This is a genomic window from Ruegeria sp. CG3, from assembly GCF_056537205.1.
Window position 1 is genome coordinate 1 of sequence record NZ_JBQFRC010000001.1, and the last position, 22557, is coordinate 22557.

Genomic DNA, 22557 nt, shown 5'->3' on the forward strand with positions numbered 1-22557 from the left:
AACCCAAAGTGTCGCGGGATGGAGCAGCCCGGTAGCTCGTCAGGCTCATAACCTGAAGGTCGCAGGTTCAAATCCTGCTCCCGCAACCAAATCCACAAAATCAAAACTATCCACAAAATCCCTAGCTTTGGGTCAAGGGTAGCCCTTTACCGATAGGGTAGTGTCTTGGGGCGCCGAGCAGAAGGGCTTTGGGAGTGTTTCTCCGAAAGCGTTCCACTGTGGCGCGGCACTTTCACGCCCGGTGAGCCAATCCGCCTAACTTACGTCGCGCTGCCGCCAATGCGATTGACATCTGTGTTGGGAAAGAACTCTGCCCAGACGTGCCAGAACAGCCCGGCGCGCAAGGTTTCAACCCGCGTGAGTTGCCCTTGATCGCTATTTCCCCAAAAGTCACAACGCTTTACTGGGTTGCCGCTGTCGTTGTACCAGACCCCGAGGCTTTCGAAATGCGGGTCTATTTGCACCACAAGATCACGCCCACCGACTTGTGTGTTCACCAGCCAGTTCTGGTCAACCAAGAAGTCGTCGGTCCAACAGACGGCATCCGACCCGATGGTCACGCCCCAAACAGGTGTCTTGTTGGGCAGGCGTGTGTCGGGCGCGCGCTCCATGTTGTCCATGACGGGGTCAGCCTCTTGATGCTGCCTGGCGATCCCCCATCCGAAAACGATCTCCAGCACCATGTCCAGCAGTCTCAGGAACGGGTTGCTCGACGGCTTGTTCAGAAAGACCTCACCGTCCGGGTAGGCTTTCTTGAAGCCACGGAATGTCATGCGGAACGTTGGCCATGGCTCCATTTGAGCTTCCGGACGCAATGGGCAGGCGGGCCCGTCCGACGCGGTGTCCCGATCCGCTTCTCGGAACCCATAGATGTGTTGGATTGGCTCCCCGGAGTCGTTGTCCCGCAGGATCAAGTTGTTGCCATGTTGCGCTAGAACTTGAAGATTCAGCCGTTTTCCTTCGATGGATGGCCTGTAACCCTGACCAAGATTGGCCATTGCGCAATAGGTCATGACCACGTCTTCGCCCCCAAGCCCCTTGGCGTCGCCGGCCAGGTGGGGCCGCATGATCTGGGCGTCAGGATGTGCCCGGGCGTGATCGCCGTTTGTTATCACGATCACGGGCGCGGTCGGTCCGACGAACCGTTCGGCTTCGGCAATGCTGTAATACCGGGCTGTGTTGAGCTGGTTTCTCAACCCTAAATGGACCCACACATAGGGAAAGCCATACAGAACCAATGCCAGAGCCGCGCCCAACCACCAGATCGCACCGATGCCGGCACCGAACGCAAAGCGGGCTATGGTAGCAACCGCAAAAGCCGCAAGGCCAAGCCCGATCAACCGATATTCGTTGCGAATGAAGCGGATCATGTTTTCTCGCTTTACCTTCAGCAACATCTGGGACACGTCGCCGAGGTCGCGGAAATAGACAAAGCCAATCCCGAGCGAGATAGCGAGTCCAGTATAGAAGATCAGGTTGGCAAGCATGGAGGTGCCTCTTGAACGTGGCGGGCCGAGGTGAGGTCGGACTGCAGTTAGCGTTCGACCGCAGCCTGTTTGGTCAGAAAGGCTTCGACCGCGGCAACGGTTTCCGGGCGCAGGTTTTCGATGCCTTCATAAGGCACGCCGCGCGCAGGTTCGGTATCTGGATACAGCTTTTTTCGGGCAAGATGCCGTCCCAGAATGCGCTGGAATTCCTGGCCGCCCCACGCGCCGACTTCGGTCGAAACCGGGTACTTTTCATGCGTATCCCGATAAATATCGAAGAAATTCGCCAGAATTGCACTTTCTCCGGCACCCGGAAGGTTCAGTTTCAACTGATCCTTCACGATCGCCTTCGGGGATGCCACCGAATAGATGATCACATGATCGCGACGCGTTTTCGACTCATCGCCGAACAGGATTGACGCGGATTGGTCCACCCCATCCACAAGCCTGTCCCGTGGGATGAACGCGTCGGCACCAGCCAGGCGGGACAGGGTCGTATACAGATCCGACACATGGATGATGTTGTTCACGATCGAGTCCGCCTCAATCATTCCGGGCCAACGGATGAAGGCATCCACACGTACGCCGCCTTCTGTCGTATCTCCCTTGCCGCCGCGGAAAATCATCGGCGTGAAACCTGACTGTGGGGAATATTTTGTGAAGTGCCCGTTGTCGCCCATCAGCACCACGATGGTGTTTTCGGCTACGCCAAGCGTCTCCATCTCGTCAAACAGCACGCCCAGATATTCGTCCAGCAGTTGCAACTTGTCCGCATAAAGTCCGCCATTCACGCTTTCGGGGCCATCGCGTCCGGCGCGCGTGTTGTCCAGCGGGATCATCGGCCAGTACTGCAGAAAGAAGGGGGTGTCGCCGCCTGCCAGCCGCTGCAGTTCAGACAGCGCCTTGAGCTGGAACTGTTCGTTCATCTCATCGTATTTTTCTGCGTCCCACCGCTCGCCCGGCTGCATGCGGATTTCACGGATTGGACCGCCAGCCTCACCTTCGATGACGGTGGCCATGGCGGCAGGATCGGGGCGGAACCAATCGTCTACGATATAGTCCTCTTCGAAGTCCTGGATGCCGACCGAGACCTGCTCGCGGATGGCGTCATCGTTAAAGATCGTCAGCTGACCCTGTTGATGGATGGCATGCTGCGCATAGTCGAAACCCTGGTTCATCGCCCAGCTTTCCGCGATATCACCCATATGCCATTTGCCGACATGGCTGGTGGCATAGCCGGCCTCTTTCAGAACCTCTGCCAGCGTGACCTCATCTCCGGGAAGGCCAAAGCCGGCTATGTCGACCGTGGTATCGCCCATGCCCATGCGCACCGGCAGGCGCCCGGTCATCTGGGCCACGCGCGTCGGCGTGCACGAGGGCTCGGTATACATTCGAACCATGCGCATGGCTTCGTCCGAGAACGCATTGATGTTGGGGGTCTCAATTCCGCGTACCGCATTCAGTTCGGGAATGCCCATGTCGCCGAAACCCAGATCGTCGATCAGAATGGACACGATGTTGGGAGGGTTGCCAGCATTGCCTTCACGGAACTCTTCCAGCACCGCATCGACGGCAGCGTTGTCTTCAATCCACTGCTCGCCATTCTGCGCTTCCAGAATATAGTACTGTGCGTCATGGATGATCGGTGTGTCCTGCGCAAAAAGCGGGGAAGACAACAGGATCGAGATGGCCGGCGCCAAACAAAAGAGTCTTGTGAACATAAGGGTTTCCCCGTTGCAGGATGGTTGCGACTGCGACAAGTCTAATTATTTCTGTCCCTAAATCAAATTCAGGGGCGGTGGCATGAAGGCCGGTCACCCCGTTTGGGGGCAAACCACCGGCGTGATCACTAGGCTGTTTCGAACAGGGCGTCGGTGAGCACATGTTCCGAAAGCGCACCGGGCGCGCCGATCGCCACAAGCCGCGTCTCGGGTTTTCGATCACCCCATGCGCCATCCCGTGAAATGTCCATGCGCTTTCCGACGACCTGCACAAGAATGCGATGGTCCGGGTCCTCCTCGCTGAAAACGAATCCTTTGAGGCGATAGACGTCGCCCGGAAGCTTTCGAATTGCGCCTCTCAGCGATGACAGGCTGATGGGTTGCTCGGCCTTCATCATCGTTGTTGAAAAGCCGTCTGAATGATCAGCGTGTCGGCACCCGCAGTCAGGCCCATGCTCATGATGCTCCGGCACTTCTGTCTCAAGCTGTTCGGCAGCAAACCGGCCGACCGACAGCAATATGTTCAGCGGGACATCCGCATTGACCGCTTCGACCAGGCGATACCTGCGGAAACGCGAGCCGAGCCAGTCGTGCACTTTCTGGACTGTTTCTCTGCTGACCAGGTCCACCTTGTTCAAGATGACCATGTCGGAGAACGCGATTTGCCTGAGTTTCAACTCCATCTGCTCTGGTGCAGCGAACAGCTGCTCGGCGTCGACAAGGCACATCAGGCTGTCGAGGCGGATCATGTCCCGGAACTTCTGGTCCGTGAACGTCATCGCGATCGAGGACGGGTCCGATACGCCACTGGCCTCGAGGACGATGTATTCCGGTTTCTCCGGTCGGGCGAGAACGGCCTCGACCGTTTCGATCAGGTCATCCCGGATCGAGCAGCACACACAACCATTCGCCAGGCTCATCACATCGTCTTCCAGGCCAACCACAAGATCAGCATCCACATTGATCGAGCCGAAATCGTTGACCAGAACCGCAACCCGCAGACCATGATTGCCGGTCAGGATGCGGTTCAGTAGGGTTGTTTTCCCCGCCCCGAGAAAGCCGGTAAGAATTGTGACCGGAATTGCCGCAGTCGAACCAAACTCGATCATACTGTCACTCCGTCTTCTTCTTGCGGTTTGGAATGACGTCGTCGGTCTTGATCACAAAGTCGCTGGGCCATTCGGGATTGGGCGCGCGGAACACGTCGGAGGGGTAGTATTCCTTGGGGTCGATCTCCATGTCGCGGTACTTTTGGTCCTGCTGTTCGGCGCGCGATGACCGCGGGGCAGGTGGCTTGATTTCATCGGGCAAGGTGATCTTGCCTTCGGCTTCCATCTTGCCCAATTCACGGAACGGTGCGACCGAGCCTGACTTGCCGGGCAGTGTCGCCTTCCGATACCAGATCGCATCTTTTGTGACGTTGACCACGGCCACGTCCAGACCCCAGGCGAACAGCCCATCATAATGGGCCCGGATACCCGCCAGCATCTCGGCATCAATGTCTTCGTCCTGCGTGTAGTGCGTTACCATCGCAAGCCGGGGGCGTGCCTCAGCCATCATCTTGCCAACCGCATAATGCGAGGTGTGATGGGTATCGATCGTGTAGTTGAACAGCTCCTGCGGCAGGCCGTATTTGTAGGTCATCAACTGGCCGATATCCTGACCGGACATTTCAGTGACGAACACATCAACGCCTTTGCCGTATTCAAGGCTCAATTCATCCGGGCGGCCGTCCCCGGTCCAAACGAAGCTCAGGCCGTTCCAATCCAGGCGATACCCGACCGCGCCGTCCTTGGCATGGCTGCGTGGCCAGGAGCGAACGGTGACGCCGTCTTCGTCATAGACGATGCCGCCTTCCTGACGGAAATCGAACTCGTTGACCTCGATTTCATAGCCGTCTCCGATCGGGAATACGTCGAAGGCCTCCAAATGCCATTTCAGCATTTGCTTCATACCGTCCACCATGCCCGCCGTTCCAAGCTCGGGTGTCCGGCCGGACGGGCCGTGGATCCGCAGCGGCGTGTAGCCACCCGACCAGGCTCTGAACGGGTAGATATAGGGGATGTCGGCGTAGTGATCGACATGCAGATGCGTGATGAAGATATCGTTGATCAATTGCGCAGGAACCTGCATCCCGATGATGTTGCGCACACAGCCCGACCCGAAATCGAAGAAGAACCGTTTTCCATTGCCCAGCTCGACCATCACACAGGTGCCTGCCTGATCCTCACGCGGAGGAAACGGCGTTGACCCGCAGAACGAGATGCGCATCTCGTCGGGCCCCAATTCCTCGGAAAGCGGGAAATAGTTTGCGTTCGACCCGGTCATGTACTTCGTCGGCCGGAAGTACTCGGGCAGAGTGATGCCGCCGGCCGGCCGGCCGCCATAGGGGTTCTTCAGGCTTTCACCCAGAGGGCCGTTCCCCTCATGCGCCTGCGCTGTGCCAGAGCCGTAGCTGACAGCCCCCGTTGCCACCGCACCTGCCGCCAGCCCCTGCATGACATGCCGGCGCGAAGGGTTTTCGATTTCATCCGCTGGCTGGTTTTGCTCGTTTACGTGATCGTTGCTTTGGTCTTTGTCGGTCATTGCGATACCCTCAGTCGGATGCGTTTCGAAGATTGCGCTTCGCCAGACGACGAAGCTCGTTCACAAGTTCAGATTTGATGTGGGCCCATTCCTCGCGCTCGGACGCGGTGATCGACGTATCCTTGAGCTTTGCGCAGACTTTGCCGAAGTCCTCGATGGCCTCGCTCAGAAACGCGTCCGCCTCGAACTGGCTGGAAAGCGCAGTCGAAAGCTCGGGTAGCTCGTCTTTGAGGTCGTCCGTCACTGGATAAAGCCCGATTCCCACTATCTATTCTCGCATCAAGATGCGTGCGGTTGACCGGGGCGGCCAAGTGAGTCACCGTGAGTTGGGGGTGAGTTTGCAGTGAACCAAGCCAATGATTTATCGATAGATCAAGATGTTGGGCTGCCATCACCTGACCTGGTTCGGCAGGCGCTGCGTGACGTTGTCGCCAGCGCCGAGTTCCAAACTTCGCCCCGGCTTCAGCAGTTTCTGACCTATGTCGTCGAGGAAGCCCTCGCCGGTCGCGGTTCCCAGATCCGCGGCAAGGCCATCGCAGTCGAAGTGTACGGTCGCAGCATTGATGGCAGCGGTGGTCGAAATCTGGTTCGGGTAGAGGCCAGGCGACTACGGCGTTTGCTGCGTGAGTTTTACGAAGACCATTGGGACGGCCAGGGCGTTCGGATCTTCGTCGATCCTGGCGGATACAAACCGCGGTTTTCGCACCAAGCTTCCCCGGATGATCCGAAGTCGGACTTGGCAAGCCAAGGCCCGCCCCGTGGACGTAGGCACCTGCGTGGACTTCTGTTGGTCGGGCTGGGCGTTGTGGCCATGATCGTCATGCTGGGCATGTGGCTGAGACCCGGCAACGACGAGGCCGGGCAACCCTCTAACACCACCCGGCAGGCCGAACGGGCTGCGCTTGGTCAGCAATCGCTTGCCAGACTCCAAGCGGCCAACCTGGCGGATCAGGCGCGGGGGATGTTCTTTCCGGTCTTCGATGTCAAACGCCAGCAGATCGCCCTGGGAATGTTTCAGCATTCCACCGAACTCGACCCGGCCTTGCCCGATGGCTATGCGGGAATGGCTCAGGTCTTGGCCACACTGGCTCTGCTGTCTCAAGACGAGGGCACACGAGAGGATCTGTTGCGGCAAGCATCCCAGATGTCAGGAACGGCACTTGAGTTGTCCCCGTCGGGTGCTTGGGCCAACGCCTCGAACGGCTGGCGATTGGCGGTTTCGGGCGACGCGGATGAGGCTTTGAACTACGCGCGCCTGTCTGCTGAACTAGCGCCTGAAGATGGCCATGTTCTGGACCTTGTCGGGATTGCCGCCCTGATTGCGAACGAGCCCGAACTTGCGGCTGAGGTTAGCAATCCGTCGCGGGCCAGATCCGGGTCCGGCCGATTTGGGGCGAGAAATATCTGGGGCGTATCGCAGCTTGTGCTCGGGAACTACGAAAACGTTGTCGATGCCTTTCAGGGTGCGCCTGCTGCAGGAGCGCCCGTAAGCGGGCCATCACTTTTGTTCCAGGCCGTCGCTCATGATCAGCTGGGCAATTTTGACGAAGCGCAAAGACTTGTTGATGAGTTGGAGGCCACGTGGCCGGATTTTCCGTCCGAATTTCTGGTGCAAAGGATCTTTCCGGGTGACGCCGATATACGGAAGAAGATACTCGGATCTCTGGCGAAGTACTGACAGACCCGTCGCAGCCTGCGCCGCTAAGAAGTCTTCAAGTTCCAACTGATGGCTTCGTGCGCGGCCCAGCTCGGCGTTGACGTTTCGGTGCTGCAGTCCATCGTCGGCTTTGGGGAAACTTGCGGCAAACTTTTCTTGACCTTCCAGCGCGGGAATGGGGCAGACAGTCCCCCCGAAACTGTGCGCAAGGCGGCAAGACCGGCAGGTCAAGCAGGTTTGATCAGTGTCAGACCGTTTTGGTGTCGCCCGCGCCAAGCCAAAAACAACCGAGTGAAACGAGCCGATGAACAAACTGACGCTATTGGTAGGCGGCGTTCTGATCGCAGGCGCTGCCGTGTTCGCCTACAACCTCAGCCAACAACCTGCGGGCCATGCGATGAAGGTGCCCGACACCTCGTCGCTGTCGCAGGGGGATCCGATCGCGCAAGTCAGCGTGCCGGCGACGTTCAGTGCGCCGGCCCAGATGGGCAAGGTTGCCTTTGACGTCAAATGCGCAGCCTGTCATGGGTCGAATGCCACGGGTTTGGAAGGCCTGGCGCCGCCCTTGGTGCATAAGATCTACGAGCCCAGCCACCACGGGGACGAGGCCTTTCAGCGAGCGGTTCAATATGGTGTTCAGGCCCACCACTGGCGCTTTGGCGACATGCCGCCGGTCGCTGGCTTGACCCGTGCTGACGTGCAGGGCATCGTTGCCTATGTCAGGGAACTGCAGCGCGAGAACGGGATAAACTGAACCTTGCACAGCTGGGCGGACAGGATGATCGGACGGTGGATTCTGGCCTTGGGCCTGGTCCTGGCCGGTTTTCTGGTGTTCTCGGAACCCGCCTTTGCGCATGGGGGCGATGGGGGCACACATGCCGTCGTCGATCTGGAAGCATCCGACCCCGACCATGTCGAACAGGGCCACCCGGGCCATTGCCACGGCGGGGCCTTCTGCAACGGCGTGGCCATGACCGTGGCCGCGCCCGTCGTTTCCGCGCTGGTCTCAACGATCAACCGCCGTGCCATCCCGTCGGGCCAATACCGGATGTTGCCGGTGGCCCTGTTCGATCCGCCCCCGCCGCGCGCCGTGTCCTGAGTCAGGTAAGGCCTCTTCTGGGGGCGAGTTGAAGCAGACATACAGGACAAGAGGATGACCTTTTTCAAGCTGACGACGGGCGCCGTGCTGGCGTGGATGGTGGCCGTGACCGCCCTGGCGCATGGTGGCGCCACCGGGATCGTGAAGGAACGCATGGACGGCATGTCCGCCATGAAGGACGCCATGAAGACCCTGACGCCGATGATGCAGGGCAAGACGCCCTATGACGCCGGCACCGTCCGAGACGCAGCCGAGACGATCGGCCGCCATGCCGGCGACAGCATGACCCGGCTGTTCCCCGAAGGCAGCGATGGCATGCCCTCCGAGGCCAAACCCGCGATCTGGCAGGACTGGGACGCCTTCGCCGAACTGGCCGAACAGCTGCAGACCTATGCCGAGGGGCTGGCCTTCGCGGCCGACAACGGGCTGATGATGGCCGGTGCCGGGCAAGGGTCCGGCATGATGGGCGGATCGGGCATGATGGGCGGCGCTTCGATGATGGGGGGCGGGGCCATGACGGGCGGCCCCCACGGGCGCGAGGAGCTGTCCGACATGCCCGCCGATGGCGTGTTCATGATGCTGGGCCAGACCTGCTCGGCCTGTCACACGCGGTTTCGGTCGGAATAAGGTGCTTCGATGAAACGCCTCTATCGTCTGGTCCTTGCCTCTGCCGTACTGGCTGCGGCGGGGCTGGCCGCCGTAATCGCGTGGCCGATCGGTCTGACGCCGCAACTGCCCGACCTGACGGGCGACGTTGACCGCGGGGCCTACCTGGCGCGGGCGGGCGGCTGTATCGCCTGCCACACCAACTTCGCCGAGGGCGGCGCGCCCCTGGCCGGCGGCGTCAAGCTAAAGACACCCTTTGGCACGCTGTATTCCCCCAACCTGACCACCGACCCGGACCACGGAATCGGTGGCTGGACGATCGAGGAATTCGCCAAGGCCGTACGCCAAGGCGTGGCGCCGGACGGGCAGCCCTATTACCCGGCCTTCCCGTACCCGTTCTACGCCGAATTCACCGATCAGGACATCGCCGACCTGTGGGCGGCGTTCCAGACCGTGCCCCCGGCGGCCACGCCGTCCCGCGCGCAAGAGATGGCCTTTCCCTTCAACCAGCGCTGGGGGCTGAAACTGTGGCGCGCGGCCTTCCTTGATCCTCCGCGCACCGATCCGGTCCCCGGCAAAGGTGATGTGTGGAACCGCGGCCGGCTGCTGGTCGAAGGCGCCACCCACTGCGCCGCCTGCCACACCGGGCGCAATCTGCTGGGTGCCCGAAAATCGGATTCCGAGCGCTTCAGGGGCAGTGATGCATTGCCGGGCGGCGACAAGGCGCCGGCCATCGACTCTGCAACCCTGCAGAGGCGGGGCTGGACGGTCGACAGCCTGGCCTATGCCCTGCGCACAGGTATCATGCCCGACGGTGACGTATTTGGCGGCGCAATGGGCGAGGTCGTGACCTACGGCACCCGCTTCCTGACCGAAGAAGACCACCGCGCCATAGCCACCTATCTGCTCGATGCCCATGACGAAGGGTAAAAAGGTGGAGCCGCCGCGCCGAGCGATCTCGCCAATGATGAAATGGGGTACACCGGTGGCCGTTGTGATCATCGGTGTAGCCAGCGCTCAATGGTGGATGTCAAAAGGGGTGCCTGACGGTGCATCCGCCGATCCGCTACGTGGGGCGGCGCTTTATGCCGAAAACTGTGCGTCGTGTCACGGGGCGAAGCTGGAGGGTCAAGCCGATTGGCAAACGCCTGATGCGGACGGCGTCCTGCCAGCCCCGCCGCATGATCGAACCGGGCACACCTGGCATCATGGCGATGGCCTATTGTTCGACTATACCAAGTTGGGCGGCGAGGAGATGCTCAAGCGAATGGGAGTCTCGGGGGTCCAAAGCGGAATGCCGGGATTTGCCGACAGCCTGTCCGATCAGGATATCTGGGACATCCTCGCGTTCATCAAGGACAGTTGGCCCGAACGCGAACGCGCGATTCAACGCCAACGTACCGAGGCGGAAGCCCGGGCAGGCAACTGATTTTTTGTCGGAGTTTACGCGTCAATTCTGTGTCTGCTCAAGTCGGTTGGGCGAGATCACTACTCGCCTCCGCTCGGCTCGGTCCCGTGTTCGCCACCCTATGAAGCAAGCAGACCCGACAGTTTGAGTGCCCCGGACTGCAGCAGTGGCAGGAATTGCTTCAGGCTTGTCAGATCGTGCCGCTGCGTGGGGGCGTGCACGGACAGAGTGGCCGCAAGCCGGTCATTCTCGTCAAAGACCGGAACCGCGACGGCGGCCATGCCGGGCATGAACTCCTCGTCGTCGGTCGAGTAACCGTTCTGGGCGATTTTGGCGATCTCGGCACGCATGGACGTGGGGTCGGTAATGGTTTTCTCGGTGTTCGCGGTCAGCCCGCGGGCCGAGAGAAACCCATCCAAGGTGTTTCGGCGTAGGGTCGAGAGGTACATCTTTCCGCTGGCGGTGCAGTGGAACGGCACCTGTGTCCCGATCGGCAGCTGGATTCTCAGCGGCCATTTGGTCTCGACCCGATCGAGATAGATCATCCCCTCGCGGTCGGGGATGGCAAGGTTGCAGGTCTCACCAATTTCGTCGGCCACTCCGCGCAGGATAGCCAGGCGGGCCGTGCGCAGGTGTTCGGACGAAACGGTGTTCACGGACATCTGCCGCAACCGGGGGCCGGGCCCATAGGACCGGCCGTCCAGATCACGTTGAAGGAACCCTTCGGCCTCGGCCGTCTGCAGCAGCCGGTGGACCGTCGGCTTTGCCAGACCCAACGCTTCGATCAGGTCTGCCGGTTTGACCGCGACCCCGCGCCGCGCGACCTCTTCCAAGATCAGCAACAGGCGCAGGTTCGTTGGAATCTGGGTGTCCTTGTCTTGTGTGTCCGTCGCGGTCATCCGGCTACAGTCTAGTTTTTCGGCAGTAGTATCAAGGCCAGATCAGGCACCAGTGACACCAGAATCCAGACCGAGAGCAACGCCACCAGATAAGGCACCGTATACCGCAGAAGCCGGAAATACGGCACGCCCGTAACTCCCGAGGCGACATACAGGTTCAGCCCGTATGGCGGCGTGATGAAGCCGATGGATGCTCCGACAAGGAAGATCACCGAGAAGTGGATCGGATCAATCCCGACCGAAGCTGCGATCGGCGCCAGAATCGGAGCCAGAATGATGGTCACCGGCAGGCTCTCCAGAACCATGCCCGAGAAAAACACGATCACCATCGAGGTGAACAGAACAGCATGGTAGCCCCCCATCGAGGTCACGAAATTGCCGATCGTTTCCTGAGCCCCCAGCAGGGAAAGGATCTGCTGCATCACCACCGAGATGGCAATCAGAGGCGCCAGGATCCCGGTGATCTGTGCCGAACGGATGACGATTGACGGGATCTCGGGGATCGTGAAACCCTCGACCACCAGCATTTCGGCAAAGCTCTTGTCCGTTGGGGAAACATCGTCGCGGGCGCCCATGATCCGGTTGATCGGATAACTCACCAGCCCGGCGATGACGCAGAAGCCAACAGTGACCCCGGCGGCCTCGGTCGGAGAGAACTTGCCGGTGTAGATGCCCCACAGCACAAGACCGATGGCAAAAAAGCCAAGCCATGCGCCGAAGGCGGTTTTCAGAACGCGGTTCAGCTGCAGCGGGATCAGGTGACCCCAGCCGTTCATGCGACAGATGATCCAGCAGGCAAACTGCATCCCGATCACCATCAGCGCGCCGGGCAGGATGCCGGCCACGAACAGTTCGGAAATCGGCAGGTTCATCAGGAAACCGTAGACGATGAAGATGATCGACGGCGGGATGATGATGCCGACCGTGCCGCCTGCCGCGGCGGTTGCGGCGCTGAAGCGTTCGTCATACCCGCCCTTGACCATCTCGGGGTGCAGCATCGATCCGATCGTGGCTGTCGTGGCCGAGTTCGACCCCGAGATCGCCGCGAACAACCCGCAGGCCCCAAGCGAAGCCATCGCCAGACCGCCGCGTATCCAACCGAGACAGGCATAGGCGAAGTCGCTGAGCCTTCGGGCGATACCCGACTTGTTGATCAGGTCTCCGGTCAGGATGAAGAGGGGCATGGCCAGCAGCGCGAAGCCCTTGTTGAACACGTTCAAAAGCTCGGCGCCCATGTTGTCGAGCGTCAGGCCCAGAACAAACGAGCAGCCGATCACCCAGTAACCGATGACCAGAAGGACCGGCACGCCCAACATGAACAGGAATGTCACGCCGAGCGAAATTAAAGTAACCCAAGTTCCGTCTGCCATTAGTCTGCCCCGATCACGGCCTGCTTGATCAGCGGCTCGCCTGTTTTGAAGTTGCGCAGATCGTCCGCCAGGTTCTGGAACACTCGGCCGACCATAAGAAAGAATGACAACGGTGCCGCCAGCAGGAACCACCACTGCATGACGTTGTCCGTGCCCAGAACGATCTGGAAGTTGGACGCTGACAAGGCCACCAGCCGCGACGTGGTCACGATGACGATGACCGCGAAGATGAACCACAGCACCGCGTCCAGGATCAGGCAGGCCAACTGCCCGCCGCGTGGCATCGCGGTCCGAAATTCGCTGAAGCTCAAATGCGTTCTGAGGCGCACGTTGTAGGAGGCCCCGAACCACGCCATCACCATGAACAGCAAGGGTGGAATCGTTGTGGACCAGGGTTCCTGGTCATTGAAGACGAACCTGTCGATCACGCCCCAGAAGATGATCAGCGCAATGGCGAGATAGGAATACACCATAACGGATCGTTCCAGATGGCGCTCGATGAAGGGAACCTTGCGATAGATCAGCATGACCAGAAGCCCGCCCAGCGCAGCAACGACGGCGCCGACAACCCACGCTGCGTCGGACTCCAACGCTGATTGAATTTCAAAGGAATCCTGGCTGAGAAAGGCGCTGAATATCGCGCCAATGTCTGCCCAAAATGACATGAACCCCGTCCTCCCAGTCGGTCTTCGGATGAACCGGCCCACGCGGGGCCGGTTCAAATCAGTTTATCAGGCTTGGCCCATCCACCAACGGCGCGGCTCGACATTTTCCGGCAGGGTGTCTGCCGGGATCTCGCGCGCGATGTCGTAGATCTCCTGATAGGTGTCGATGCCGCCGGCCCATTTGTTCAGGCGCTCGCGCCATTCCGCCCAGGGTTCCGGGTTGAAGTTCGGGGCACACATTTCCTCGGCCAGCTTGATCTGGTCGTCCGGCAGGAAGGCCGCACGCACACCGTTCTCGGCAAAGATCGTGTTGGGCAGCTGCGGATCCGAGAAGCCGACCGTGTTCAGCAGCGCGGCTTCGTTCGCACCCTGGATCAGGGCCTGCGTGAAATAGGACGATTCCATGACCGCATCCTGCAACTCGCCGCCCAGGCTGTCGAAGACCTTGGCCGACATCGACGTGTGTTCGGTGCCGCAGAAGAACTTGAGGTTGACCGACTGGGAAACGACCGGCGCCATGTTCGCATAGGCCACCGCCGATGCCCAGGTTTCGGCCCCATCGATCAGACCGGTCTTCAGTGCGTCCAGCGTTTCTTCCCAAGCCACCGGAACCGGGTTAAGGTTCAGCAGCTGCATCGCGATCCGACCCAGCTGAGTGCCGGTCACGCGGTTCTTGGTGCCAAACAGCTCTTCCAGTTTGGTGACAGTGGGCTTGTCCGCAAAGGTCGACCCCATCTGCAACCCGCGCAATTCGCAGTGGGTGAACAGGAACTTCAACCCGTGGCGCTTCTCGAGCGGCTCGCGCAGGATCCGCTGGCTGGCGGGGCTGTAGAAGAAATGATACTGCGCCGCGCGGCTCGGGAACATGTAGGCATAGTCCAACACGTTCAGATAGGGTGCGCCACCGGCCGAGTTCTGGGTCGAGGCCGCGTAAATGTCCACGATGCCCTGCTGGGTTTTCTCGACACAGCTCAGCTGACCACAGATCTGGTTGTCGCCGATGAACTCGATGCGAATCTCACCGTCCGTGCGCTCTTCGAGGTCGCGGGCGAACTCGATGGCGCCGGCCCGTTCGATCAGAAGGTTGCGCGTATTGAAGCCTGCTGCACCGAATTTCAGCGTGTGCTTGGGCTCTTTCGAGAACCGTTTTTCATACGTGGATTCAGCAGCCTGCGCGAGATTGGCAAGGCTCATGGCCCCACCGAAACCCCCTGCTGCCAGCAGAGTGGAACTCATACCATAGCGTCCGGCAACGCGGAAAAAGTCCCGCCGTGAAATGCCACTTAACTTTCGTCCGATCTCCATTGCTATCCTCCCGTTTCGCAATTAATGAGACGTTTTGTATCAAAAAATGCTAGCTTAATTCATGCATCTTGCATAGGGTTTTTTTAGCAACTTCGGGAGGAGCCGATCATGGAAGTGGACTATGTGATTGTCGGTGCCGGTTCTGCGGGATGTGTCATCGCCAATCGGCTTAGTGCTGACCCCCAAACCAAAGTTGCATTGATCGAGGCGGGCGGACCAGACACCAACCCGTGGATTCACATCCCGGTCGGGTACTTCAAGACCATGCACAACCCCTCGGTCGATTGGTGTTATCGCACCGAGCCTGACCCGGGCCTGAATGGGCGTTCCATTGATTGGCCGCGCGGAAAAGTGTTGGGCGGGTCGTCCTCGTTGAACGGGCTTCTCTATGTTCGCGGGCAGAAAGAGGACTATGACCGCTGGCGCCAGATGGGAAACGTCGGGTGGGGCTGGGACGATGTTTTGCCCCTGTTCAAACGCAGCGAAGACCAAGAGCGTGGAGAGGATGAGTATCACGGCGTAGGTGGCCCGCTGTCCGTCTCCAATATGCGCATACAGCGCCCGATCTGCGATGCCTGGGTCGCCGCGGCGCAGGCCGCAGGCTATCCGTTCAATCCCGACTACAACGGTGCCAACCAGGAGGGCGTCGGGTATTTTCAGCTGACTACGCGCAACGGTCGTCGTTGCAGTGCGGCCGTCGCCTATCTCAAGCCCATCCGCAACCGGCAGAACCTGACGATCATCACGCGCGCGCTGGTGACGCGGGTTGCCATGGACGGCAAGCGCGCAACAGGCGTCGTTTACCGCGATCGGTCGGGCGAAACCAAAACGGTGAAAGCCCGGCGCGAGGTCATCCTGTCCGGGGGGGCAATCAACTCTCCGCAGATCCTGTTGTTGTCAGGCATCGGTGACCCGGATCATCTGAAGGCAAACGGAATCGAGCCCGTTCACGCCTTACCGAACGTCGGCAAGGGGCTGCAGGATCACCTGCAGGCGCGCCTGGTATTCAAGTGCAACGAGCCGACCCTGAACGATGAAGTGCGAAGCCTGTTCAACCAGGCCCGCATCGCGCTGAAATACGCGTTGTTCCGGGCCGGTCCCATGACCATGGCGGCCAGTCTGGCAACCGGTTTCATGAAGACCCGTCCCGATGTTCAAACCCCGGACATCCAATTTCACGTCCAGCCCTGGTCGGCGGACAGCCCTGGCGAAGGCGTGCACCCGTTTTCGGCCTTTACGATGTCGGTCTGCCAACTTAGGCCGGAAAGCCGTGGAGAGTTGCGGTTGGACGGACCGGACCCTGCCAGCTATGTCAAAATCATCCCGAATTATCTGTCGACAGAGACCGATTGCCGTACGATCGTCGCTGGCGTCAACATCGCGCGCAACATTGCGCGCCACAATCCGTTGGCCTCAAAGATCTCCGAGGAGTTCCGACCGACGGCGGATCTGTCCTGTGATGACTATGAGGGGACGTTGGACTGGGCGCGTTCGAATTCGGTGTCGATCTATCATCCGACCGGAACCTGCGCGATGGGCACGACCGATGCGGCAGTTGTCGGTCCTGATTTGAAGGTGAAGGGGATCGAGGGGTTGCGCGTTGCAGATTGCTCGATCATGCCGGAAATCGTCAGCGGAAACACCAATGCGCCCGCCATCATGATCGGCGAGAAGGCCAGCGATCTGATCGCGGGACACGGCTGACACGGCGTCTGTGGGCCAGTTATTGGCTGGGTAAGGTCAGAGGGTCATTCGACGGGCAATCCGAATACCGCGATTGCTGCGCCAAGAATGCAGAACAATGCAAACACCAACGCGCGGAAGGGCAGATTTTGCTGAGACGCCGACCGGGCCGCGATGCCGGACTGCAGCGCGTAATAGGCTGCAAAGGCGCGCGACGCATAGCTGATGATTTCAAAGACATTCGATGTCCAGGTCAGTATCAATCCGACGCCGACCAGAACGGTATAGGCGGTCCGTTCAGAGACGCGCCCGCCTGAAATCTCCGACAGCAGTCCACCGGACCCGCTGGTATCCGCGACGGCGGCGCTGAACTGGGCCGACAGGGCCGCAATAACCAGAAGGACGGGCAGTATCGGGGCGACGACCTGCATCAGGTCAATGATCGCCGTTTCGTCCAGAACCAAGCCGCCCGGTTCGACCGAATAGGTCAACAGGCCGATATAGATCAGGTAAACCGCGCTTGCGATCAACTGGGCCCACCGCATGGAGCGAATGCGCGTTTCCGCATCATAGGCGTGGCCGAGGTAACGCGAGGTTTCAAATCCCTGCACGGTGACGATCAGGCCCGCCAACAACATGAACGCGTGCGAGCCGCGCTCGGCCGGCGGGTCAAAGACAAGCGCATCTTGGCGGTATTGCTCGGCGAAATACGTGGCAAGTCCGACAAGCAGCCCGGCGATGATTGCCAGTTTCAGGCCGACTGAAATCTGCTCCAACCGTTCCAGCGCGGAAAACCCCCGGGTGCAGCCAACGAAAAGGATCAGCACAAGCACGCCAGAGGTCACAAGGCGGGCATGAAACGCGTCATCCACCTGGGTCAAGCTCACGCCAAACGAGCCGAACAGGTTCAGGTAGTACGCGACCGAAATGAAGTAGGCAAAAGCCAGGCTTGCCGACGCGACCCTTTCGGCCCGCTCGATACCGGAGCCGCGGTCGGGCCTGTGCGCAATGTCGCGGATGTTGTATCGAATTGCGCTTCCGAACCCCCAGGCCGCGGCGCAGAGGCCAAGCATGGCCAGAGGGGCCAGATCCCCAAAGCTGACGTCCAGGATTGGACCAAGAACAAGGAACCCGCTGCCGATGATCGACGCCAGCGGGGTGATCGAGGCTCTCCACATCCGGGAATTGGCGACACGTGGCCAAACCAGAATGGCCAAGACCACCACGACCGCGGACAGGATCAACGTATTCTGCAACTCGGTCGTCAAGGGAACGGTTCTGCCTCGCTAGTGCTCTTCGGGACGCCGCTGGTGGGGGGCAATCGCTGAGGGGCGATCATGGTATGTGTACCGGCATCCTAGGTCGCTCAGATTTACCAATCAGCGGTATCCCGTTCAACTCTGGCGCTTGGTTGTGCCGAGATCCATCGCCTTTTCCGGAGCCAGATGGCGGGCGCGCCAAAAAAACCGGCTGGCTGTCAACGTCTTGTTGCATCGCTCGTGAAAGGTCTTCGTGCACGCCAATATGACGTGACGTGTCGGGGTATGAGTTGGACATTTCGCGTGTAATCCATCAGGTTCCGGGCAACACAGCTCCGGTCGCTCGGCCCAGCCATTGCCGCGGTCGGCGCGCAGCATTCGCAGATTGAACCAGATGCAGTATCACAACAAACCCTATGATCAGCTCAAAATCGGGGACACGGCCGAACTGAAGCGTCTGTGCACCGAGGATGACTTTTATGCCTTTGCCGCGAATTCGGGCAATCACAACCCGCTGCACCTGGCCCATGAGGACGGGGATGGAGACGACCGGCCCGAGGCGGTGGCGCCATCGCTGTTCGTGGGCGCGCTGATCTCGGCTGTTCTGGGAAACATCCTTCCCGGGGCCGGGACGCTTTACAAATCGCAACAGTTCGACTTCGTAGGCCGTGCCATGGCCGGGGACGAGCTTTTGGCGCGCGTGGTCGTCACCGAAAAGCGTGCAAACCGCGAGGTGGTCTTGGATACCACCGTCACCCGATGCTGGGATGACGCGGTCATCGTCAGCGGCAAAGCCGTGGTAATCGCGCCGGACCGCGCCCTGTCGTTCCGCGAAATCGAGGTTCCCGGCCTGATCGTTCAGCGGCACCGTCACTTCGACGCGTTGCTGGAGAAATCCCGGCCGCTGGATCCCATCCCGACCGCCGTCGTTGCGCCGGAGGACCCGAACTCGCTGGGCGGCGCGATCCTGGCTGCGCGGGAAACGATCATTGAGCCGATACTTGTCGGTCGCCCGGACCTGATCGGGCAGGCGGCGCAGGAACTGGGCGAAAGGCTGGATGGTTTCGAGATTGTCGCCGCGGAAGAGCACAGCGAAGCCGCGCGCATCGCCGTCGACCTTGTGGTCGAAGGCCGGGCCGGGGCGCTGATGAAGGGGCATCTGCACACCGATGATCTGCTGAGGGCCGCATTGCGGAAGGATCAGGGATTGCGCGCGGGCCGGCGCTTTACCCATGTTTTCGTCATGGACGTGCCCGGGCAACCGCACCCGCTGCTGGTGACCGACGCCGCGATCAATATCGAGCCCGACCTGCAAACCAAGATCGACATTACCCAGAACGCGATTGATCTGGCGATCTCGATCGGGATGGAAATGCCCAAGGTTGGCGTATTGTCGGCGGTCGAGACGGTGAACCCGGCCATTCGGTCCTCGATCGACGCGGCGTTGCTGTCCAAGATGGCTGAACGGGGCCAGATCAAAGGAGGGTTGGTCGACGGTCCGCTGGCCATGGACAATGCGGTCAGCATGGCCGCTGCACGGATCAAGGGGATCGTCTCGCCAGTGGCCGGACAGGCCGACATACTTGTGGTTCCGAACCTGGATGCGGGCAACATGCTGGCCAAACAGCTGACATATATCGCCAACGCCGAAGCGGCAGGGGTGGTTCTGGGGGCGAAGGTGCCGATCATCCTGAACAGCCGCGCCGACGACGACAAGGCGCGTTTGGCATCCTGCGCCGTGGCTGCCCTGCACGCCGCCCGCATTGCCGGGGGGCGGTCATGAGCCATGTCATCACGCTGAACGCGGGCTCGTCCTCTCTGAAGTTCGGGCTGTTTTCGTTGCCGTCCGATGACCCGGTGGCAATCTGCACCGGAATCGTGGACCGTATCGGCAGCGCTGGCGCGACCATCCGCGCCAAAACCTCGGATGGCCGCACGTTGGGCGGTGATGTCGCAGACGGGATTGCCGATCATCACGAGGCCCTGAATCATGTTCTGGACCTCATCATCCAGCAGTTTCCCGCGGCCAATATTGCGGCCGTCGGCCACCGCATCGTTCATGGTGGTCCTGACCACGATCAACCGATCTTGCTGACGCCGGAAAGCCTTGCGGCGCTTGACGAACTCTCGCCGTTTGCGCCATTGCATCAACCCTACAACCTCAGCGGCGTTCGTGCCTCGGTCGAACGGTTCCCCGATGCGGTGCAGGTTGCCTGTTTCGACACCGCCTTTCACCGCAGTCACCCCTGGGTCAACGATACGTTTGCCTTGCCGACCGAGTATTATGACAAGGGCGTGCGCCGCTATGGGTTTCACGGCCTCAGCTACGAATACATCTCGGGTCATCTGGCCAAGACCGCGCCGCTGCTGCATGGCGGCCGGGTCATCGTGGCGCATCTGGGCAACGGCGCGTCGATGTGCGGTATGATCCACGGTCGCTCGGTCGGGTCCAGTATGGGGTTTTCGGCCATAGACGGTCTGCCTATGGGAACCCGATGCGGCCAGTTGGACCCCGGTGTCGTTCTCTACCTCATGGACCAGAAGGGCATGAGCGTGGATGAGATCACCGAACTTCTGTATCGTAAATCCGGCCTGCTGGGTCTGTCCGGTCTGTCCAGCGACATGCGCACGCTGGAAAAGTCCGACAGCGGCAGCGCGCGCCGGGCCATCAGCTATTTCAATTTCCGTGCGCGGCGTGAACTCGGTGCGCTTGCGGCTGTGCTGGGTGGGCTGGATGCGGTGGTGTTCACTGGTGGGATTGGCGAGAACTCTGCGCTGGTGCGCGAAAGGATTTGCGTCAACATGGGGTGGTTGGGGATTGAGCTGGACCACGATGCCAACACGGACCACGCCCGGATTATCTCGACACCGCTGTCCCGGGTTCAGGTCATGGTCATCCCCACCAACGAGGAACTGGTGATCGCCCGTGCGGCTGCTCGCTTCGTCTATCCGCACATGTACGAGACGCTTTTGGACAAAGCGAGCCCAGCCTCGCCGCCCCCGGCCGATGGTTCGGGGCCTGAGTGATCAGGCGCTGGACGTCAGCAAAGGATTTTCGGCGAATTTTTCGAAAAAATGGCTCTCTACGGGAAACCCCCAATTTCGGGCATAGGTGGGCTGGGCTATTGTCTGATTAACCAAGGTCAAACTTGGCCTACCACTTTCCCCGAAGAGGGGCTGGCTACCTACCCCCTCAGCCGGCCCCTCAAAAACCCCCAAAAAAGTTGAATCCCTTGACAGCCAAAGCCTTAGAGCCCGGTACCAGATAAGCCCGTGATGCGCATTGCCAGGTCAGGGAGGCGCGCAAAGTCGTCGAAGCTGGCCAAATGGGGAAGTTCCGAGACCGGCGACTTTCGATACCCTTCCGAATACAGAATAAATGGGACTTGGGCACGTTGGGCGGTTTCTGCGTCCACTTCGCTGTCGCCCACAAAGACCCGCGCGTCGTTTGAACCCAGTGCCTCGAACGTGGCGGTCAGGTGGGCGGGGTCGGGTTTGCGGGATTTCACTGTATCTCCGCCGATCACCACGTCGAAGAACTGCGCCAGATCCAGAACCTCAAGGATATGCCGCGCGGGCGCTTCCGGTTTGTTGGTGCAGACCCCTAGCGCGATATTTGCAGCCCGCAGTCGTCGCAGAGCGTCTTTGACACCTGGATAAGGCCTGGTGATCGCACTTGATGCCTGGCTGTAATGGTTCAGCGTGACCTGTGTCAGTTCGGAATGGCGCTCAATGCTCAGTCCGCAGTGGAGGATCACGCGCTCAACCAGTTTTGGCAGACCATTGCCGACGAATCCCCGGATCGTTTCTTCGGGCAGGGGCGCATAGCCCTGATCGGCCAGCATCCGGTTCGCTGCTGCCGCAATGTCGGCCAGGCTGTCCACCAGCGTGCCATCCAGATCAAACACGATTGCCGACGTCATCTCCGCTCCCGTCTCTCAAGGTCGAAACCCGGCCTAGCGGACCCGCCGCAAGGGCGCAATGGTTCGGTGTGCGAATAGCAGGAAACCGGCACTTGACATACCTTAGTATTTTTATCAGATTAAGCATGAAGACACGCAGCCAACCCGGTTCCGGGCCAGCCAGATCCATGAAAGTTGAACGGAAAAGGCGCTTTGCCTGAACACAACCGGAGATGACCCGATGAACGCGCAGAACCCGAATCCGACCCAAGCCTATGCCGTTTCGATGCTGCCGGCCCACAAGGCCGAGGACCTGACGCAGGGCGGCAACCTGGCCCATATTGAACTGGGCGACCAGCTGTATACCCTGCGCATCACCCGCGCGGGTAAATTGATCCTGACAAAATGAGCGGCGCATCGACCCGGGGCGGCGCCCCGGTCGGGCGGCTGGCCGATCTGACTCCGATCGAGGCCGGTGCCGTCTTGTATCTGCGGATGTGGAGTGACGGTGCCGCCGGCCGTGCCGACGCGGCGCATGATTTCGACATCGCGCTGGGCGCCGATCATGGGCAACTGGCCATGCTGGCGCTGGATCGTCTGTGTAGCCTGTGCGCCCATCACGCCCGCCGCCCCTTGATCCGGCACGGGCTGGGCTGTGCCTGTCTGGGCGCGGACGAAAGCTGTTTCGCGCAGATGATCGCGGCGGCCTCGGAAGGGTCGCGCGAGGATGCGATAATGCTGGCCGCCTTGATCGTACGCCCCGATTTCGCGCCCGCACTGGCGTCACTGTCCGAAGAGTTCGGGCTGGCCCTGCGGCGCATGACCAGCGCCATCCCACTGCCGTCCACCGGCCATCAGACCCCCTCGGCCGTGCTGCACTGACAGCTCGGTTAACTGCCCTGGCCGAATC

General features: G+C 60.5%; 22 protein-coding genes and 1 tRNA gene. 12 read left to right on the forward strand and 11 right to left on the reverse strand.

What is annotated here, in order from left to right:
• Positions 1-12 precede the first annotated feature (12 nt).
• Positions 13-89, forward strand: a tRNA-Met gene (locus ACR0NB_RS00005).
• 171 nt (positions 90-260) lie between these two features.
• On the opposite strand, the gene ACR0NB_RS00010 is transcribed toward ACR0NB_RS00005, so the two are convergent.
• The 5 genes from ACR0NB_RS00010 to ACR0NB_RS00030 form a co-directional block, all read right to left on the reverse strand.
• Positions 261-1487: a DUF3179 domain-containing (seleno)protein gene (locus ACR0NB_RS00010; RefSeq protein WP_480774612.1), complete on the reverse strand. Its 1227-nt coding sequence runs from the start codon at positions 1485-1487 to the stop codon at positions 261-263.
• A 47-nt stretch (positions 1488-1534) separates the two neighbouring features.
• Positions 1535-3208, reverse strand: a complete 1674-nt coding sequence (locus ACR0NB_RS00015; protein ID WP_170370967.1) for a sulfatase-like hydrolase/transferase — start codon at positions 3206-3208, stop codon at positions 1535-1537.
• A gap of 128 nt (positions 3209-3336) precedes the next feature.
• Positions 3337-4317, reverse strand: a complete 981-nt coding sequence (locus tag ACR0NB_RS00020) for a CobW family GTP-binding protein (protein WP_170337610.1) — start codon at positions 4315-4317, stop codon at positions 3337-3339.
• A 4-nt stretch (positions 4318-4321) separates the two neighbouring features.
• Positions 4322-5794 carry a guanitoxin biosynthesis MBL fold metallo-hydrolase GntH gene (gene gntH, locus ACR0NB_RS00025; protein ID WP_217353599.1) on the reverse strand — a complete coding sequence of 491 codons (1473 nt, stop codon included), beginning with the start codon at positions 5792-5794 and terminating at the stop codon, positions 4322-4324.
• Positions 5795-5804: 10 nt separating this feature from the next.
• On the reverse strand, positions 5805-6038 hold the full coding sequence (locus tag ACR0NB_RS00030) for a hypothetical protein (RefSeq protein ID WP_170362728.1): 234 nt from the start codon (positions 6036-6038) through the stop codon (positions 5805-5807).
• 99 nt (positions 6039-6137) lie between these two features.
• On the opposite strand from ACR0NB_RS00030, the gene ACR0NB_RS00035 reads away from it, so the two are divergent.
• From ACR0NB_RS00035 to ACR0NB_RS00060, 6 genes are all read left to right on the forward strand, one after another.
• Complete coding sequence (locus ACR0NB_RS00035; protein ID WP_170392400.1) at positions 6138-7472, forward strand: tetratricopeptide repeat protein; 1335 nt, start codon at positions 6138-6140, stop codon at positions 7470-7472.
• 283 nt (positions 7473-7755) lie between these two features.
• On the forward strand, positions 7756-8205 hold the full coding sequence (locus ACR0NB_RS00040; protein ID WP_170595712.1) for a c-type cytochrome: 450 nt from the start codon (positions 7756-7758) through the stop codon (positions 8203-8205).
• Between the two features lie 24 nt (positions 8206-8229).
• On the forward strand, positions 8230-8550 hold the full coding sequence (locus ACR0NB_RS00045) for a hypothetical protein (protein WP_170595711.1): 321 nt from the start codon (positions 8230-8232) through the stop codon (positions 8548-8550).
• A gap of 54 nt (positions 8551-8604) precedes the next feature.
• On the forward strand, positions 8605-9177 hold the full coding sequence (locus ACR0NB_RS00050) for a c-type cytochrome (protein WP_480774613.1): 573 nt from the start codon (positions 8605-8607) through the stop codon (positions 9175-9177).
• 9 nt (positions 9178-9186) lie between these two features.
• Positions 9187-10086: a c-type cytochrome gene (locus ACR0NB_RS00055; RefSeq protein WP_170442278.1), complete on the forward strand. Its 900-nt coding sequence runs from the start codon at positions 9187-9189 to the stop codon at positions 10084-10086.
• A 37-nt stretch (positions 10087-10123) separates the two neighbouring features.
• On the forward strand, positions 10124-10585 hold the full coding sequence (locus tag ACR0NB_RS00060) for a c-type cytochrome (RefSeq protein ID WP_170366788.1): 462 nt from the start codon (positions 10124-10126) through the stop codon (positions 10583-10585).
• Positions 10586-10683: 98 nt separating this feature from the next.
• Here ACR0NB_RS00060 and ACR0NB_RS00065 read toward each other — a convergent pair whose 3' ends face one another.
• From ACR0NB_RS00065 to ACR0NB_RS00080, 4 genes are all read right to left on the reverse strand, one after another.
• Complete coding sequence (locus tag ACR0NB_RS00065) at positions 10684-11463, reverse strand: IclR family transcriptional regulator (RefSeq protein WP_480433478.1); 780 nt, start codon at positions 11461-11463, stop codon at positions 10684-10686.
• 11 nt (positions 11464-11474) lie between these two features.
• Positions 11475-12833, reverse strand: coding sequence for a TRAP transporter large permease (locus ACR0NB_RS00070; RefSeq protein ID WP_093962896.1), 1359 nt, complete (start codon positions 12831-12833; stop codon positions 11475-11477).
• Positions 12833-13498, reverse strand: a complete 666-nt coding sequence (locus tag ACR0NB_RS00075; protein ID WP_093962895.1) for a TRAP transporter small permease — start codon at positions 13496-13498, stop codon at positions 12833-12835. Before ACR0NB_RS00075 ends, ACR0NB_RS00070 begins: the two co-directional genes overlap by 1 nt.
• A 66-nt stretch (positions 13499-13564) precedes the next feature.
• Positions 13565-14803, reverse strand: coding sequence for a TRAP transporter substrate-binding protein (locus tag ACR0NB_RS00080; RefSeq protein ID WP_093962894.1), 1239 nt, complete (start codon positions 14801-14803; stop codon positions 13565-13567).
• 108 nt (positions 14804-14911) lie between these two features.
• On the opposite strand from ACR0NB_RS00080, the gene ACR0NB_RS00085 reads away from it, so the two are divergent.
• Positions 14912-16507, forward strand: a complete 1596-nt coding sequence (locus ACR0NB_RS00085; protein ID WP_480774614.1) for a GMC family oxidoreductase — start codon at positions 14912-14914, stop codon at positions 16505-16507.
• Between the two features lie 44 nt (positions 16508-16551).
• Here the strand turns inward: ACR0NB_RS00085 and ACR0NB_RS00090 are convergent, their stop codons facing one another.
• Positions 16552-17754, reverse strand: coding sequence for an APC family permease (locus tag ACR0NB_RS00090; protein WP_480774615.1), 1203 nt, complete (start codon positions 17752-17754; stop codon positions 16552-16554).
• A gap of 385 nt (positions 17755-18139) precedes the next feature.
• On the opposite strand from ACR0NB_RS00090, the gene ACR0NB_RS00095 reads away from it, so the two are divergent.
• Both ACR0NB_RS00095 and ACR0NB_RS00100 read left to right on the forward strand, forming a co-directional pair.
• The gene (locus ACR0NB_RS00095; protein ID WP_480774616.1) at positions 18140-19528 is read left to right on the forward strand and encodes a bifunctional enoyl-CoA hydratase/phosphate acetyltransferase; all 1389 of its coding nucleotides are present in this window, start codon (positions 18140-18142) and stop codon (positions 19526-19528) included.
• On the forward strand, positions 19525-20772 hold the full coding sequence (locus ACR0NB_RS00100) for an acetate/propionate family kinase (RefSeq protein WP_480774617.1): 1248 nt from the start codon (positions 19525-19527) through the stop codon (positions 20770-20772). The genes ACR0NB_RS00095 and ACR0NB_RS00100 overlap by 4 nt, the downstream gene beginning before the upstream one ends.
• Positions 20773-20993: 221 nt before the next feature.
• On the opposite strand, the gene gph is transcribed toward ACR0NB_RS00100, so the two are convergent.
• Positions 20994-21668 (reverse strand): phosphoglycolate phosphatase, encoded by a 675-nt coding sequence (gene gph, locus ACR0NB_RS00105; protein ID WP_480774618.1) that lies wholly within the window; start codon positions 21666-21668, stop codon positions 20994-20996.
• Between the two features lie 220 nt (positions 21669-21888).
• Here gph and hemP point away from each other — a divergent pair, with 220 nt between their 5' ends.
• Positions 21889-22056, forward strand: a complete 168-nt coding sequence (gene hemP / locus ACR0NB_RS00110) for a hemin uptake protein HemP (RefSeq protein WP_005978533.1) — start codon at positions 21889-21891, stop codon at positions 22054-22056.
• Positions 22053-22529, forward strand: coding sequence for a hypothetical protein (locus tag ACR0NB_RS00115; protein WP_480774619.1), 477 nt, complete (start codon positions 22053-22055; stop codon positions 22527-22529). Before hemP ends, ACR0NB_RS00115 begins: the two co-directional genes overlap by 4 nt.
• Positions 22530-22557 lie beyond the last annotated feature (28 nt).